The 15,989-nt window shown below is 60.7% G+C and carries 15 protein-coding genes; 9 read left to right on the forward strand and 6 right to left on the reverse strand.

Features of this window, described 5'->3' with window-relative positions; genetic code table 11:
* Positions 1-72 precede the first annotated feature (72 nt).
* Entirely contained in the window at positions 73-2,064 is a 1,992-nt protein-coding gene (locus HU773_RS14525) for a hypothetical protein (protein WP_057959442.1), read from the reverse strand.
* A 225-nt stretch (positions 2,065-2,289) separates the two neighbouring features.
* A complete protein-coding gene (locus HU773_RS14530) occupies positions 2,290-3,537 on the reverse strand; it encodes a hypothetical protein (RefSeq protein WP_057959441.1) in 1,248 nt (415 codons plus the stop codon).
* 257 nt (positions 3,538-3,794) lie between these two features.
* Here HU773_RS14530 and HU773_RS14535 point away from each other — a divergent pair, with 257 nt between their 5' ends.
* The 5 genes from HU773_RS14535 (at position 3,795) to HU773_RS14555 (ending at position 8,931) form a co-directional block, all read left to right on the forward strand.
* Positions 3,795-4,814: a LacI family DNA-binding transcriptional regulator gene (locus HU773_RS14535; protein ID WP_057959440.1), complete on the forward strand. Its 1,020-nt coding sequence runs from the start codon at positions 3,795-3,797 to the stop codon at positions 4,812-4,814.
* Positions 4,815-4,878: 64 nt separating this feature from the next.
* Positions 4,879-5,661, forward strand: coding sequence for a sugar phosphate isomerase/epimerase family protein (locus tag HU773_RS14540; RefSeq protein ID WP_057959439.1), 783 nt, complete (start codon positions 4,879-4,881; stop codon positions 5,659-5,661).
* Entirely contained in the window at positions 5,654-6,598 is a 945-nt protein-coding gene (locus HU773_RS14545) for a sugar kinase (RefSeq protein WP_186625412.1), read from the forward strand. Before HU773_RS14540 ends, HU773_RS14545 begins: the two co-directional genes overlap by 8 nt.
* A gap of 57 nt (positions 6,599-6,655) precedes the next feature.
* Positions 6,656-7,954, forward strand: a complete 1,299-nt coding sequence (locus HU773_RS14550; RefSeq protein ID WP_057959438.1) for an MFS transporter — start codon at positions 6,656-6,658, stop codon at positions 7,952-7,954.
* On the forward strand, positions 7,954-8,931 hold the full coding sequence (locus HU773_RS14555) for a 2-hydroxyacid dehydrogenase (protein ID WP_057959437.1): 978 nt from the start codon (positions 7,954-7,956) through the stop codon (positions 8,929-8,931). The genes HU773_RS14550 and HU773_RS14555 overlap by 1 nt, the downstream gene beginning before the upstream one ends.
* Before the next feature lie 181 nt (positions 8,932-9,112).
* Here HU773_RS14555 and HU773_RS14560 read toward each other — a convergent pair whose 3' ends face one another.
* On the reverse strand, positions 9,113-10,738 hold the full coding sequence (locus tag HU773_RS14560; protein WP_057959436.1) for a methyl-accepting chemotaxis protein: 1,626 nt from the start codon (positions 10,736-10,738) through the stop codon (positions 9,113-9,115).
* Positions 10,739-10,973: 235 nt separating this feature from the next.
* On the opposite strand from HU773_RS14560, the gene HU773_RS14565 reads away from it, so the two are divergent.
* The 3 genes from HU773_RS14565 to HU773_RS14575 are packed head-to-tail and all read left to right on the forward strand — an operon-like array spanning position 10,974 to position 13,431.
* Complete coding sequence (locus tag HU773_RS14565) at positions 10,974-12,401, forward strand: nucleobase:cation symporter-2 family protein (RefSeq protein WP_057444103.1); 1,428 nt, start codon at positions 10,974-10,976, stop codon at positions 12,399-12,401.
* Between the two features lie 8 nt (positions 12,402-12,409).
* The gene (locus tag HU773_RS14570; protein ID WP_057959435.1) at positions 12,410-12,877 is read left to right on the forward strand and encodes an LEA/WHy family protein; all 468 of its coding nucleotides are present in this window, start codon (positions 12,410-12,412) and stop codon (positions 12,875-12,877) included.
* Positions 12,878-12,882: 5 nt separating this feature from the next.
* Positions 12,883-13,431, forward strand: coding sequence for a GNAT family N-acetyltransferase (locus HU773_RS14575; protein WP_120733204.1), 549 nt, complete (start codon positions 12,883-12,885; stop codon positions 13,429-13,431).
* Positions 13,432-13,449: 18 nt separating this feature from the next.
* Here the strand turns inward: HU773_RS14575 and HU773_RS14580 are convergent, their stop codons facing one another.
* Entirely contained in the window at positions 13,450-13,701 is a 252-nt protein-coding gene (locus HU773_RS14580; RefSeq protein WP_038441493.1) for a hypothetical protein, read from the reverse strand.
* Positions 13,702-13,865: 164 nt separating this feature from the next.
* On the opposite strand from HU773_RS14580, the gene HU773_RS14585 reads away from it, so the two are divergent.
* Positions 13,866-14,186, forward strand: coding sequence for an ElaB/YgaM/YqjD family protein (locus HU773_RS14585; RefSeq protein ID WP_186625413.1), 321 nt, complete (start codon positions 13,866-13,868; stop codon positions 14,184-14,186).
* Positions 14,187-14,225: 39 nt separating this feature from the next.
* Here HU773_RS14585 and HU773_RS14590 read toward each other — a convergent pair whose 3' ends face one another.
* Together HU773_RS14590 and HU773_RS14595 are read right to left on the reverse strand one after the other, a co-directional pair.
* Positions 14,226-15,257, reverse strand: a complete 1,032-nt coding sequence (locus tag HU773_RS14590) for an Ldh family oxidoreductase (protein ID WP_186625414.1) — start codon at positions 15,255-15,257, stop codon at positions 14,226-14,228.
* A 339-nt stretch (positions 15,258-15,596) separates the two neighbouring features.
* Positions 15,597-15,866 (reverse strand): PepSY domain-containing protein, encoded by a 270-nt coding sequence (locus HU773_RS14595; protein ID WP_057436705.1) that lies wholly within the window; start codon positions 15,864-15,866, stop codon positions 15,597-15,599.
* Between the last annotated feature and the right edge of the window lie 123 nt (positions 15,867-15,989).

The following is a 15,989-nucleotide window of genomic DNA, read 5'->3' on the forward strand; positions in this document are numbered from 1 at the left end:
GCACAAAAGGGAAGCCATGCTTCCCTTTTGTGCTTTCAGCAGTTTGTAGACTTGGAGGCGTTGATTCGTAGGTTAAGCAGGTATGCCATCACAGAAAGAGTCAGGGTTGGAGAATATCGTGAATACTTCGGCCAACCGCCCGCGACCGATGCCTCCACCCGCCACGTTCGTGGTGTAGGTGACCTCGCAAGGGCCGAACGGCGCTTGAGCCAGGAATGGACGGTAAATGATATCGACATAAAAACCGTTGGCCACATCGGCAGCGGTCAAGGGCGCAGTTGTAATAGGCTCTACAAAGGGGCCCGGTGGGAGCTGGGGGTACTGGTTGGTGATAGTGACCGTAACCTCCACAGTATTGCCCACTACCAGCCTGACATCGCCCGGAATGAAAAGCATGGCAGCCAGGACCGGCGGCGAGCCAGGCATCCGTTGTACCAGCGACTGACAGGTCCATTCGCCAGCGATGAGATTCTCATACCTTGCCGGCGCCAGTTCCACCGTCACGGCATCGATCACATTGACCGTGGTAAGGGGCGACGGGTTCTCATTGATAGTGCCGGGGCCAATGACAGAATAACTGACAGGCTGCAGATTGTTCCCGTGGCGGGCAACCACCGCCCAGGGAATGATAAACCTCGCGTCCTCGCCAGGAACCGTAGTGCTTAAAGGGAAAGGCCCGACACGCTCTTTGGAGGCGCCCCAATACAGGTAAAACTCATTGTCTGGATGAGGCAGTGCCGCAATGGTCCAGAGTCGAATCACAATAGTCACAGGTCGGTCCGCATCGCCAATGCGCAGGGTATTCAACTCCTGTGAGTCCTCGCCAAACACTTGTGCCGGGTTCAGCCCAGGGTTCATATCGCCTGGTTCCAGTGTGCCCGGCAGTACAGGCCCTTCTACCGACAAGTCGAGCCGGACGTTTTTAGCGGGTGAGAGGAAGAACACACCGTTGCGATCAGTCCGGTAACGCACGCTTACCGTCTGAGGACCTAGCGTCGCGGTATAGGCGGCCTTGATCGCATCATTCATATTACTGAAAACTACCGGGAAGCCCGTGAGTTCAGTGGTTTGCGGGCCAAAGGGCTGGCTTTCCCATTGCGTCTCGAACTTGTCCAGTCCTGTAGCGAAATTAAGATACTGTTCGATATGGAGTTTAATGCCCAGCACAAAGTCCGCAATGCTGAGCACATCATCAGTGCTACCGTCACGTGGGGCCGGCGCAAGCGGTAGGAATGGCTCCAATAGTACGGGGTCGGTCAGTAACGAGACCGTGCGAAACTCATTGAACGATGGGCGACTGATATTCCCTGCCCGGTCAACCATGGTGTAGAAAAAATAATAAAGCCCACTCAAGATGATCTGGCCGGCGGGCAGGAAGAAGGTGCTGTTGTCGGGTGGTGGTAGCAGAGGCACACCTGGGCCGCTCACCAGATACTCTGGTCGTGGGTCCATTACCGGGCTGAAGTAAACGTTAGCTATGTCCCCCGGTTCGAATCGCCCAGGCTGGGGACTGAAGGTGTTGCGGGGAATAACAATCTCCACGCCGCCATGATTTATCAGGAACGCATTGTCGATAATGGTCCCCGCTGGCGCATTAGCCAGCATCGGAACGGTGGGTTGTTCACGTGACGACGCTACAGCGTAGGGCGCAATCAGATCGACGCGAAACGCGGCAGGGTTGGACTCGTCCCGCGCAGCACCTGGTGCGCCATTGGAATTGCGGTATTGCACGACTTTGATCTCATAAAAGCCATGCGGGAACTCAAACTCGGGAGACGGCGCCGGAATGTATCTATCGATGATTGCAGGCACGGGGTCCAAGTTGATCTGGAATGGTTCCAGAAAGGGCCGCCAAGTGGGCACCGGATCGGTGGTTGTGCGAATTTGAATACCCAGCCAGTCGGTCGGTACCGAGATCCGCCCGGTTCGACACTCCACGGTGATACCCGCACGAGCAACGGCCGCTGGAATAAGACCCGTTGCATTATCCAGTGCCTCTGCAATCGTGGGCGCATCAATAACCAAAGTTTCGGATGTAATGGTGACGTCAGGGTTGCTGCTCATATCAGTCTCTCCTTAGTACTTAATGTAGGCATCGCACAAACACTCATGAAGTGGCCGGACGGCCATCGCCCCGCTGCTTGAGTGACTGCCAGGTGACTGAAATCGCAGCAACACTCTTCCCAGCCGTATGACATGCGGCCAAACAAACCAACTTTGGATTTACCCGTCAGAAGTTCAGTGAAACGTACGCGGTGTTCCAACACTCATGACGCAAAGCACTCGCAATCAGGGTTCTGGGCCATTGCCGTCAATCCAGCAGTAGATGGGGTTTGGCGGGGGGGGCGAGGTATTCACTACCCGATCGAAGGGCACATACCTAGAAGCAGACCGGCCAATGATCACGCCTCCCCTGGACACCGTGTAATGAGCTTCTCCTCCGGCGTTTTTTTTCAGGGGCCGAATCAAGCGCTCGACATCGAGTATCCAGAAGGCATAGCCGGACGCATCGCTGACCTCATCCCAGTAATGCGTGAGGGTTTCCACGATATTGGGGTCTGGATTGACATCCGGGTACAGCCCGTACCCCTGGAACCGCAGCGTAATCAGATCACCAGAACGGATGTCCGCGTGAGGGGCTATGAACACCTCGACACCGAACCAGATCGGAGGCTGGGTGCTGCAGGTCAAGTAGCCGTTAGGATGCAACTCCGATTGCGGGAAACGGGGCCGAGGGTAGTTGGAGGGCGGAAGGTCGGTTTGCAGCCTGACTTGCGCCACCAGTGAAAACATCGGATTGATGTTGCCGGCACGGTCTTGCAGGCGATAGAAGCAGAAGATCCAGAGCGCCCCCGGAAAACGACGGAACACCTCGCTGGGCACGTCCACGAATATGCGGCCGGTGGCGCTGGCCAACGGTGCAGAAACCAGGGTCGGCGCGCCGGTTGGCAAGATATTCATGTCTGAAAAATACATCGGCACCTGATCACCCACCTCACGCCCCAAATATCCCTGCGGGATTTCCATGGGCACCAGCGGGTTGGCGACCAGGTAGGCCTCGGTAATCGGATCAATGGGAAAAATGGCCGGTGGCAGCAACGCGCCGCCACCGGGCGCATCGCGGTCGATCCTGATCGTCACAACCTCAGAGCTATCGACGCTGGGGCTGTTCGGCGTGCCGTTATGGATGCGAAACGTCAGATCAATAATTGCACTGTTCAGCAGGAATGCCTGGGGTATCTGCATCGGGTAGGGAAAGTCGGCGGCCGTCATCGGGTTAGGCAGCAACACCGGTGGCGTGTCGACCGGGCGGGCACCGCGGACGCTCCACTCGAACACCACATATTGGTCTCTGCCCGGACCCGGTAGAAACGCCCAGGGAGTGGGAATCAAAAGCTGTAGATCAGAGAAGTAAAATTGCACCGGCACCAACCCATCAGGCAGCGCGTCGACGACGATGGGCGCGTCAATCGCCAGGCTGCCTCCTGGGCCTTGGGGGCCATTCGCGCTCGATTGGCCAGCATTGTGGGTGCTCATCCAAACCTCCCTCTACACGCCTATGCATCACCTGATCACGGCGCTTGCGGCTCTGTTGGGGCAATTGAACACCTCCTGTGGTACTGCGGATACTGTCAGAACTAACAGGTGCGCTCGCCGCTCGTCGGTTTGAGCGGCCTGACTTCATACCGATCCCAACAAATATTTTCTTGACGAGAGTGGCTGACTGGTGTTTTCTGAAACCGGTTTCAATGCCCAGCGCACTGCCACCTCACACTAATAAGAAAGGCCCCGCCGTGACTTCATTCTCCGCCGCCCAGCGCAGCCGCGTGACCATGCTTGATGTAGCCCAACGCGCCGGCGTATCCAAGGCCAGTGTGTCGCGCTTTATCGGCGACGACCGCGCCCTGCTGTCCGACGCCATCGCCCAACGTATCGAACAGGCTATTGATGACCTGGGCTACCGCCCCAACCAGATGGCCCGTGGCCTGAAACGTGGACGCACGCGCCTGATCGGCATGCTGGTAGCGGATATCCGCAACCCCTATTCGATTGCCGTGATGCATGGCGTGGAAACCGCCTGCCGACAGCACGGCTACAGCCTGGTGGTGTGCAACACCGACCGCGATGACGAGCAGGAGCGCCAGCACCTGGCGGCGTTGCGCGCCTATAACATCGAAGGCCTGATCGTGAATACCCTGGGCCATCACCGCGACCAGTTACTGGAGCTGCAACGGGAAATGCCCCTGGTGCTGGTGGACCGTAAGGTCGAGGCGCTGCACAGCGACCTGGTGGGCCTGGATAACCCACTGGCCGTGGGCATGGCCCTGGATCACCTGGAGCAACAGGGCTATCGGGATATTTTGCTGATCAGCGAGGCCGCCGATGGCACCAGCTCGCGGATTGAGCGCATGGACAGTTTCCAGGCCCAGATCAGCCGTCGCAAAAAAATGCACGGCGCTGTACTGGAGATAGACCTCGACCTGCCCCAGCGTTTGCAGACGTTTCTGGGCGCAGGCCAAGCCGGGCCCAAAGCCTTGTTCTGTGCCAACGGCATTGCCGCGCTGGCCTGTAGCAAAGCCCTGCGCGAGTTGGGTTGCCGATTGTTCGAGGACGTTGGCTTGATCGCCCTGGATGACCTGGAGTGGTACCCACTGGTAGGCAGCGGCATCACCGCCCTGGCCCAGCCGACCGAAGCCATTGGCGCCAGCGCTTTTGAGTGCTTGCTCAAGCGGTTGCGCGGCGATACCTCGGCGACCCGTTCCCTGGATTTTGCCCCGCAACTGATCGTGCGAGGCTCAACCCAACCCGTGTAGGCATAACCGCCTGCACGGGCATTTTTTTATCTACAAATGAAACCGGTTTCAGAGATCAATAAAAATGCATAGATATCCCGTTTCCATCAGCCTTTCCAGCTACGGCGCCGACCTGGTTCGCCAGCGCGGCCAGTTGAGTTTCGTCGAGCTGCTGGCCGCTGCCGGGGCCAGGCGTATTGAATGGCGTGAAGAACTGCTGACCAGCGAACAACCCGGCGAACTGGCCCAGGCCGCCGCCGCGCAAGATCTGGAGTGTGTGTTTTCGTCGCCCCTGGAGCTGTGGGTCGCCGGGCGTGCCCAAGCCAATTCGGAGCTGGCCGCCACCCTCGACCGGGCCCAGGCGTTCGGTGCGCGCTGGTTGAAGGTTTCGCTGGGTTACTTCACCGACACCAACGACCTGCACAGCCTCAGCGCCCTGCTCAACCGCCACCCGGTGCGCTTGTTGGTGGAAAACGACCAGACCCTGCACGGCGGGCGCATCGAGCCGATGCAACGCTTCTTCGATGAAGCCGAGCGCCTGGCGGTGCCGGTGAAAATGACCTTCGATATCGGCAACTGGCACTGGCAAGACCAGTCCGCACGTACCGCCGCTCGCTTGCTGGGCCGGCATGTGGATTACCTGCATTGCAAGGCCGTGGCCCGCCGCGCCGACGGCAAGTTGGTAGCCCTGCCGCCCGGCAGCGCCGACCTGCATCTATGGGAACAATTGCTGCAGTTGATGCCCCAAGGTATCAGCCGCGCGGTGGAATTCCCGCTGCAAGGCGACGACTTGGTGGCGGTCACCGCCGAGCAGGTCACCGCCCTCGCCCACCTTGGCCAACCGCGTGTGGAGAATGCCCATGTCTGAGATCGATATCCTCTCGTTCGGCGAAACCATGGCGATGTTTGTCGCCGAGCAAACCGGCGACCTGGCCCAGGTCGGCCACTTCGAAAAGCGCATCGCCGGGGCCGACAGTAACGTGGCGATCGGGTTGTTACGCCTGGGCTTCAACGTCGCCTGGCTGAGCCGGGTCGGTCATGACTCATTGGGGCGGTTTGTGGTCGCGGCCCTGGAGCGTGAAGGCCTGGATTGCCGGCATGTGGCGGTGGATCCCGCGCACCCCACCGGCTTTCAGCTCAAGTCCCGGGAAGAGAGCGGCGACGATCCTCAGGTCGAGTATTTCCGGCGTGGCTCGGCGGCCAGTCACTTGTCCAGCGCCGCAATCACTCCAGAATTGCTAACGGCGCGCCATCTGCACGCCACCGGGATTCCGCCGGCGCTGTCGGACGCCACCGCCGAACTGTCGCGCGAGTTGATGAGCCAGATGCGCGCGGCCGGCCGCAGTGTGTCCTTTGACCCGAACCTGCGCCCTTCGCTATGGCCCAGCGAGCAAAAAATGATCCGCGAAGTCAACGCCCTGGCCGGCCTGGCGCATTGGGTATTGCCGGGCCTGAGCGAAGGTCGGCTGCTGACCGGTTTCGAAGATCCCGGGGATATTGCCGCCTTCTACCTCGACCTGGGCGTGGAAGCCGTAGCCATCAAGCTCGGCCCCCACGGTGCCTACTACCGCAGCCAGCTGGACCAGGGCTTTGTCGCCGCCGTGCCGGTGGCCAAGGTGGTGGACACGGTGGGAGCCGGCGACGGCTTTGCGGTGGGCCTGATCAGCGCCCTCCTGGAAAACCTCAGCCTGGCCCAGGCGGTACAGCGCGCCAACTGGATCGGCAGCCGCGCAGTACAGAGTCGCGGCGATATGGAAGGCCTGCCCCTGCGCGCCGACCTGCCCGCCTGGCAAAAAGCCGGCTGATCCGGACCGACAACCGTTACCTGTTGCCACAACTACAACAAGCTCAGGAGCAACCCCATGAACAACCTGAAACTCGCCACCCGCCGTTGGTGGTACATCATGCCCATCGTGTTTATCACCTACAGCCTGGCGTACCTGGACCGTGCCAACTACGGCTTCGCCGCCGCCTCCGGGATGGCCGAAGACCTGATGATCACCCCGGGCATGTCCTCGCTGCTCGGTGCGCTGTTCTTCCTCGGCTACTTTTTCTTCCAGGTACCGGGGGCGATCTATGCCCAGCGGCGTAGCGTGAAGAAACTGATTTTCGTCAGCCTGATCCTCTGGGGCGGCCTGGCGACCCTCACCGGCGTGGTGTCCAACGCCTATATGTTGATCGCCATCCGCTTTATGCTCGGGGTGGTCGAGGCCGCCGTGATGCCGGCGATGCTGGTGTACCTGTGCCACTGGTTTACCCGTGCCGAACGCTCGCGGGCCAACACCTTCCTGATCCTCGGCAACCCGGTGACCATGCTGTGGATGTCGGTGGTATCCGGCTACCTGGTACAGCATTACAGCTGGCGCTGGATGTTTATCATCGAAGGCCTGCCGGCGGTGTTCTGGGCCTTTATCTGGTGGCGCCTGGCCGATGAGCGCCCAGCCGATGCCAAGTGGCTGAGCGCTGGCGAGAAACACGACCTGGAAACCGCCCTGGCCGCCGAACAGGTCGGGCTCAAGGCTGTGAAGAACTATGCCGAAGCCTTCCGTTCGCCCAAGGTGATCATCCTCGCGCTGCAATTCTTTTGCTGGAGCATCGGCGTCTACGGCTTTGTGCTGTGGCTGCCGTCAATCCTCAAGGCCGGCCTGAAAATGGACATGGTCGAAGCCGGCTGGTTGTCGGCGCTGCCCTACCTGGCGGCGGTGATCGGCATGCTGGTGGTGTCCTGGGGCTCGGACAAGCTGCAAAAGCGTAAGCGCTTTGTATGGCCACCGCTGCTGATCGCCTCCGTGGCGTTTTATGGTTCCTACTTGTTGGGGGCCGAGCATTTCTGGTGGTCCTACACCCTGCTGGTGATCGCCGGCGCCTGCATGTATGCGCCCTACGGGCCGTTTTTTGCCATCGTCCCGGAAATCCTCCCGGCCAACGTCGCCGGCGGCGCCATGGCCTTGATCAACAGCATGGGCGCCCTCGGTTCGTTTGGCGGCTCCTACCTGGTGGGCTACCTCAATAGCAGCACCGGCTCGCCCGGTGCGTCGTACCTGCTGATGAGCGGCGCGTTGCTGCTGTCGGTGGTGCTGACGATTTTCCTCAAGACCGGTGCCCGGGAGCCGTCCCCGGCAGCACCGTTGCACTCCCTGGATTTGAAGGTAAGAACCTGATGAAAAAGCATGTCGTGCTGTACAAGAAACTGTCCGCACCGTTGATGGCCCGTTTGCATGAAGCGGCCCAGGTGACCTTGATCGAATCCCTCGACCCCGCGGGCCTGGCGCAACTGCGTGAGGCACTGCCCAGTGCCCACGGCCTGCTGGGGGCCAGCTTGCGCCTGGATGCGCAACTGCTGGACCTGGCGCCGCGCCTGGAAGCCGTGGCCAGTGTTTCGGTGGGCGTCGATAACTACGACATCGACTACCTGACCCAACGCGGCATTTTGCTCAGCAACACCCCGGATGTACTCACCGAAACCACGGCCGATACCGGCTTTGCACTGATCCTCGCCACCGCCCGACGCGTAGTGGAGCTGGCCAATCTGGTGCGCGCCGGCAACTGGAACCAGAACATCGGCCCCCTGCACTTTGGCAGCGATGTGCACGGCAAGACCCTGGGTATCATTGGCATGGGGCGCATTGGTGAAGCCCTGGCCCAGCGTGGGCACTTTGGCTTTGGCATGCCGGTGATTTACCACAGCCATTCGCCCAAACCTTTGGTGGAGCAGCGTTTCGGCGCGCGGTACTGCAGCTTGCCGGAGTTGCTGCAACACGCTGACTTTGTTTGCCTGACGTTGCCGTTGACTGCACAGACTCAGGGGTTGATTGGCGCCAAGGAATTCGCCCAGATGGGCCCGGAGACGATTTTCATCAATATCTCCCGGGGCAAGGTAGTAGATGAGGCGGCACTGATCGAAGCCCTGCAACAGCGCACGATCCGCGCGGCGGGGCTGGATGTGTTTGAGCGTGAGCCGTTGAACCACGACTCGCCGTTGCTGCGTTTGAACAACGTGGTGGCGACACCGCATATCGGCTCGGCCACCCACGAGACCCGTGAAGCGATGGCGCGGTGTGCGGTGGATAATCTGCTGGCGGCGTTGGCGGGCGAGCGGCCGAAAAACCTGGTCAATTCCAGCGTATGGAAAGCCTGACAGCCCGACCCAATGCCCGTGTGTCAGCCACCGAAAACAGTGACCGGACCACCGCTATCGCGGGCAAGCCCGCTCCCACAGGGATGTTCGGCGGGGCAGAAGTCTGGGCCACACCATCAATCAAATGTGGGAGCTGGCTTGCCTGCGATAGCGGTATGCCAGCCACCCAAGTCCTCCCTGCTTAGATCACAAACCGCGCCACCATCGCATTCAAATCCACCGCCAGGCGCGACAGTTCATGACTGGCGGCGCTGGTCTGGTTGGCTCCGGCCGCCGACTGCGTCGCCAGGTCGCGGATATTCACCAGGTTACGGTCCACTTCGCGGGACACTTGGGCCTGCTCTTCGGACGCGCTGGCAATCACCAGGTTGCGCTCGTTGATCAGGCTGATGGACTGGGTGATCTGCTCCAGTGCCACGCCGGCGGCGCGGGCCATTTCCAGGGTGCTTTGGGTGCGCTGGTTGCTCTGCTGCATGGACTGCACCGCTTCCCCCGTGCCGTTCTGGATCCCGGCCACCATTTTCTCGATCTCCTGGGTCGACTGCTGGGTACGATGGGCCAGGGCACGCACTTCGTCGGCCACCACGGCAAACCCGCGCCCGGCCTCACCGGCACGTGCCGCTTCGATGGCGGCATTGAGGGCCAGTAAGTTGGTCTGCTCGGCAATCGCGCGGATCACGTCCAGCACCTTGCCGATATCCCGGCCCTGGGTCGCCAGGCCTTCGATCAGCACCGAAGTATCCTGCACGTCCTGGGTCATGGTCTGGATCGCGCCCACGGTTTCCACCACACGATCGCGCCCTTCCCGCGCGGCCTGGTTCGACTGGGTCGAGGCTTCTGAGGTGGACACCGCATTGCGCGCGACTTCTTCCACGGCCGCGGTCATTTCATTGACGGCAGTGGCGGCCTGGTCGATTTCATTGTTTTGCTGCTGCAAGCCCTTGGAGGCTTCCTCGGTCACCGCGCTCAGCTCTTCGGCCGCCGACGCCAGTTGAGTGGCTGAACCGGCAATATGCTGGATGGTCTGGCGCAGGTTGTTCTGCATGGTAGCCAGGGCACCGATCAGGCGCGCCGGCTCATCCTGGCCGTCGTCCGCAATGACCTTGCTCAGGTCGCCGCTGGAGATGGTTTCGGCGGCGGCCACCGCCTTGCGCAGCGGTGTGACGATGCTGCGGGTCAACAACCAGGCAAGCAATACGGTCATCAGCGCCGCCACCACCGACACCACGACAATTCCGCTGATGGCATCGCTGTAGCTGCGCCCGGCGTCTTCCCCGGCCTGTTTGGCATTGGCGGCGTTGATCGCAATCAGCTTATTGAGTTGCTCGCCCATCTGATCCGTACCGTCTTTGATCCGGCTGTTGATCAGGGCCCGCATCTCCTCGACTTTGTTCTGCTGGGACAGCGTCAGCATTTCAGCCTGGGCCTTGAGATAGTTGTCCAGCGTGGCGGCAAAAGTCTTGTACAGCGCGGCTTCTTCAGCGCCGGCCGGCAGCGCGGCATAACCCGCCTGGGCCTGGCGCGCCTTGTCGACCAGCACGCCGATGCGCACCTGGGCCTCCTGCAAGGCGACCGGTTCGCGATTGACCAGGACCCGAAACGACAGAATGCGCAGGCGCAACACGTTCTCGGTCATATTGGCCAGGTAACCGACACTCGGCAGTTGGTTAGCCCCCATATCCAGCGCGGCCTGGCGAATCAGCGTCATACGGTTGACGGCAAACACCCCCAGAACAATCACAAGCAACGCAATAAACGCAAAACCGAGAAACGCCCGAGGTGCGATATTCAAATTACGGAGGGACATAGGAAAGCTCTCAAGAAGGGATGGCTGCGAGCGTCCTTGCCGCGACACGGTCACTCAGCGTCAACGCGCGGAGATAACGGTTCGGCGCCACTGTTATAAAGGTTGTGTGGGCCTATAGGAGGTATCGGCAGACTTGAGGTTTTTTTGCGGGGCTTGGAGAAATATTTTTTCACACTTTTGACAGTGGACGCTTTCTGGCATCCTGCGCGTCCATTTTCTGACCCGAGCACGTATCTTGTCTGACGCTCAAGCCCCCCGCCCCCGTTATAAATCGGACCTGATCTACGGTCTGGAAGACCGCCCGCACTTCACCGCTGCGGTATTTGCCGCCCTGCAGCACGTGCTCGCCAGCTTCGTCGGGATCATTACCCCGACCCTGATCGTCGGTGGTGTGCTGGGCCTGGAAAGCGAAGTGCCCTACCTGGTCAGCATGGCGCTGTTCGTCTCCGGCCTGGGCACGTTTGTCCAGGCGCGGCGCTTCGGCCCCGTGGGTTCGGGCTTGCTGTGCCTGCAAGGCACGAGCTTCTCGTTTATCAGCGTGATCCTCAGTGCCGGCTTCATGGTCAAGGCCCGGGGCGGCGGTACCGATGAAATTCTCTCAACGATCTTTGGCATCTGCTTTTTTGCCGCATTTATCGAAGTGGTGCTCAGCCAGTTCATCGGCAAGTTGCGCAAGCTGATCACGCCGGTGGTCACCGGCACCATCATCACCTTGATGGGGCTATCGCTGATCAAGGTCGCCGTGACCGACATGGCCGGCGGCTATGGCGCGGCAGACCTGGGCGCAGCCGGCAATATGGGGCTGGCGGCCCTGGTGTTGCTGACCATCGTGGTGCTTAACCGCTTCAATAACCCGTTCCTGCGTTTGGGCTCGATTGTCATCGGCCTGACCCTGGGTTTTGTGGTGGCCTGGTGGCTGGGGCGTGTCGATCTGGCGGCATTGCCCCAGGTACCGCTGGTCAGCGTGCCGGTGCCGTTCAAGTACGGGTTCTCGTTCGACTGGGTGGCGTTTATTCCGGTTGCGGTGATCTTCCTGATTTCCCCCCTGGAAGCAGCCGGCGACCTGACCGCCAACTCGATGATTTCCCAGCAACCGGTCAAGGGCCCGCTGTATATCAAGCGCATCAAGTCCGGCCTGCTGGCCGATGGCCTGAACTCGGTAATGGCCGCCACTTTCAATAGCCTGCCGATGGTGACCTTCGCCCAGAACAACGGGGTGATCCAGTTGACCGGCGTGGCCAGCCGCTATGTGGCGTATTTCATTGCCGGGCTGCTGGTATTGCTGGGTCTGTTTCCGATGATTGGCGCGGTGCTGCAATTGATGCCCAAGCCGGTGCTGGGTGGCGCGACCCTGATCATGTTCGGCACGGTGGCGGTGGCCGGGATCAAGATCCTTGCCGAAGCCGGCCTGCATCGGCGCAATGTGCTGATTGTGGCGATTTCCTTGGGGATGGGCCTGGGCGTGGCGGCAGTACCGGAAGTGCTGCGCGAGCTGCCCAAGGCCTTGCACAACATCTTCGAGTCGCCGATTACCGTCGGTGCCTTCTGTGCGATCCTGCTGAACATTTTCCTGCCTGAAGAGTTCATAGAGCTGGAAGAAGATGAATTTGACCCGGAAGCCTCTACCCTCAAGGTCATGCAGGATCCGGAACCCACGAAATAGGAACCCTTATGCGCAGATTGATCGGCCTGACCCTGTCTCTGATATTGCTCAGCCTGAGCGCCTGCGCTTTGTTCCCCAACCGCGACCCGCTGCATATCAATGTGGTGGGAATCGAGCCGCTGCAAAGCCAGGATCTGGAAGTGCGCTTCGCGGTCAAGTTGCGGGTGCAGAACCCCAACGAAACCGCGATCGACTACAACGGCGTGGCGCTGGACCTGGAGGTCAATGGCCGGCCGCTGGCGGCTGGGGTGAGTGATCAACAGGGATCCATCCCGCGCTTTTCCGAGACCGTTCTGACCGTCCCGGTCAGCGTTTCAGCGTTTTCGGTGTTGCGTCAGACCCTGGGCCTGAGCCAGACCCAGCGTTTGAACAACCTGCCCTATGTATTGCGCGGCAAGCTGGCGGGCGGGTTGTTTGGCACGATGCGCTTTGTCGATCGTGGCACCCTGGACCTGCCCAACACCGTGACCTGGTAAATAGCATGGACACCTTGCCCACTCTGTACACCGAACGCCTGATCCTGCAACCGCTGACCCTGGACGACGCCGAGGGCATACAGCAGCAGTTTCCCCACTGGGAAGTGGTGCGCTACCTCAATGCCCTGGTGCCCTGGCCCTACCCGGCCGATGGTGCGCGCAGTTACCTGGAACAGGTGGTCTTGCCTGCCATGGCCCAGGGCCGCGAGTGGCATTGGTCGATCCGCCTGCGCGAGGCCCCCGGGCAGTTGATCGGCAATGTGAGCCTGATGGATGAGCAGGACAACAATCGGGGCTTCTGGCTCGGGCCGCAATGGCAGGGCCAGGGATTGATGAGCGAAGCCAGCGCGGCAGTGACCGCGTATTGGTTCACGGTGCTTGGGCGCCCCGTGCTGCGGGTGCCCAAGGCAGCGCCTAACCTGGGCTCACGCAGGCTTTCCGAAAAAACCGGGATGCGCTTGATCCGCACGGAAGAAGGGCAATTCGTGGAGGGGGCGTTCCCCAAGGACATCTGGGAAATCACCCGCGAAGAATGGCTGAAACACCCCCTGTAGGCACCGATCAGCCCGTGCTTACTTGGCGGCCATCAGGCGATTGACTTCACTGCGCACCATGTTGGCAAATTCCGGCGGTGACATGCCGTCCAGCTCGGAACGCACCCATTCGGCCCATTTCCCCTTGCGTTTGGCGCGCTCGCCAAACAACCGTGCGCCCTCGCCCTTGGCCTTGCCCAGGTTGCTTTGCCACAGGTCATACAGACGGGACTTTTCATCTTCAAGCGCGGCGCGCTCGGCGAGGGGCTTGTTGGCCAGATTGAAGCTCATGTGGATTTACCTGCTGCACAAATAGGTGACATCTTACACTGTAGGTCGAAAGGTCCGAATTCGGATTTTTCATCGGCCCGATGCCGGGCGAAAAAAAACTGCAACTTTTAGCCTGCTGCAAGACTCCATTGTTCACTGCCCACTTACCCGCAAGGAGCTACTCAATGGCCCGTAAAACCGCCGCCCAAGCTGTCGAAGAGCAAATCAAGGACCAGGCGTTCAGCGAACTCCAGGCCCTGATCGAAGAGTCCGACAAACTGCTCAAGAGCAGCGCGTCGCTGGTGGGAGAAGAAGGTGAAACCCTGCGCGAGCAGGTCGCGATCAAACTCAAGCAAGCCCTGGATTCGGTGTCCAACGTGCGTGAGCGCACCAAGCCGGTGGTGGATGCCACCGAAACCTATATCGGTGGCCACCCTTGGCAGACCGTAGCCATTTCCGCCGGCTTCGGCTTGGTGGTTGGCCTGCTGCTGGGCCGTCGCAACTGATGGATGCCTGGGTCGGTGCGGGTCAGCCCGCACCGCCCTTCAGCCCCGCGCTAATTCGCGCAACCGGGCCAGTTCGTCCCCATCGAGCCTAATCCCCTCCCGTTCTGCATTGGCCCGTGTGCGATGACGCCGGTCGCCGGGCAAGCGCCGCAACCCTGCCGCATGCATCTGTCGCACCAGTTCCTGGCTGCGCTGGGCAAAATCCTGCCCCGCGGTTTTACTGGGGTCGATCACAATCAGTAGCTGGCCGGTCCAGGGAGTCTTGGCGCCCGGGTGGTTCGACCAGTCGAATTCAAACGAGAAATTCCCCCCGGTCAGGGCCGCCGCCAGCAACTCCACCATCATCGACAACGCCGACCCCTTGTGCCCGCCAAACGGCAACAGCGCGCCGCCTTCAAGAATCGCCCTGGGGTCCTGGGTCGGCTGCCCCAGGCTGTCGACCCCAGTGCCCGGCGGCACACGCTCACCCTGACGGGCGGCAATCTGCACATCGCCATGGGCGATGGCGCTGGTGGCCAGGTCAAACACAATCGGCGGCCCATCGGCACGTGGTGCGGCGAACGCGATGGGGTTGGTGCCGAACAGCGGGCGATCGGCGCCATGAGGCACCACGCAAGTCATGCTATTGACCACGCTGAGGGCCACCAAGCCCTCTTCGGCAAACGGTTCGACATCCGGCCATAACGCGGCAAAGTGATGGGAGTTACGGATCGCCAGTACCGCGATACCGGCGCTGCGGGCCTTGGCCACCAATAACGGGCGGGCGGCGGCCAGGGCCGGCTGGGCAAAACCATTGGCGGCATCTACACGCACGAAACCCGAGGCCACATCCTCGACCACTGGCACCGCCTGGCCGTTGACCCAGCCGCTGTCCAGGGTCGAGACATAGCCCGGTATGCGAAACACCCCGTGGCTGTGCGCCCCATCCTGCTCGGCGCGGGCGCAGTTGTCGGCCAATACGCGGGCAACCTCAGGCGAGGCGCCATGCCGGCTGAAAATATCCTTGAGCAGCGTCACAAGCTCAGTGAAGCCAATTGAAGTAGTCACGGCAGTGGTGGGTGTGGCTGACATCTGAAGCTCCGGAATTGTTATTGGAGGGGGCAACAGCCTGCTGGATTTCGCTCGTTGATTAACAACGCGCGACAAGTGGGCTGTCAACCACCGACGCGGCTTCAGCGCTATTTAACAAACGCCGGGCACTGCCGGAGAGCGTTAGCACACCATGGGAAAAAGGCCGTAAAGGCACGATGGGAAACCGTCAAGCGGGTGCTCGACGGTTCCGTCTATGTGCTGAGTTCGCCGCCTGGCAAGCGAATGTTGACTCGGCGGCGCTCATGATCAGTCGCCCGGGACGTCAGTGGGACCCGACGCCTTCAATCGAAGGGATTCGATGAACTGATCCGGTGGGGGTCAGTCTTTCTGGTCACGCAACACATTGCCCGAAGCACCGTCGATGCGGACCTCATAGACAACACCGTCCGCCTTGCGACCTTTTACTTCCCAGTAACCGTTGTCGTCCGCTTCGGCCTGGTAGACCTCAATGTAACCGGCCTTGGTCTTGGCGGTTTCAATGGCTTTCTCGATGGTAATCCAGCCGGCTCCCGGCTTGTCGGCCAGGGCGGCGCCTGCACCGAGCAAAGTGGCAGTGGCAAGCATGGCAGTGAGGGTTTTCTTCAGCATTTTCTTACTCCGTTATAGAGAATGACTTACAGATCCAGATTTTTAGGGTGTTTGCAGGACGATTTAGTTCCACATTGATGCTCATTCGCCATGATGGCTGTTCTCGGCACCCTGCCCGGAAGG

This window comes from Pseudomonas shahriarae (assembly GCF_014268455.2).
GTDB classification, from domain to species: Bacteria; Pseudomonadota; Gammaproteobacteria; order Pseudomonadales; family Pseudomonadaceae; genus Aquipseudomonas; species Aquipseudomonas shahriarae.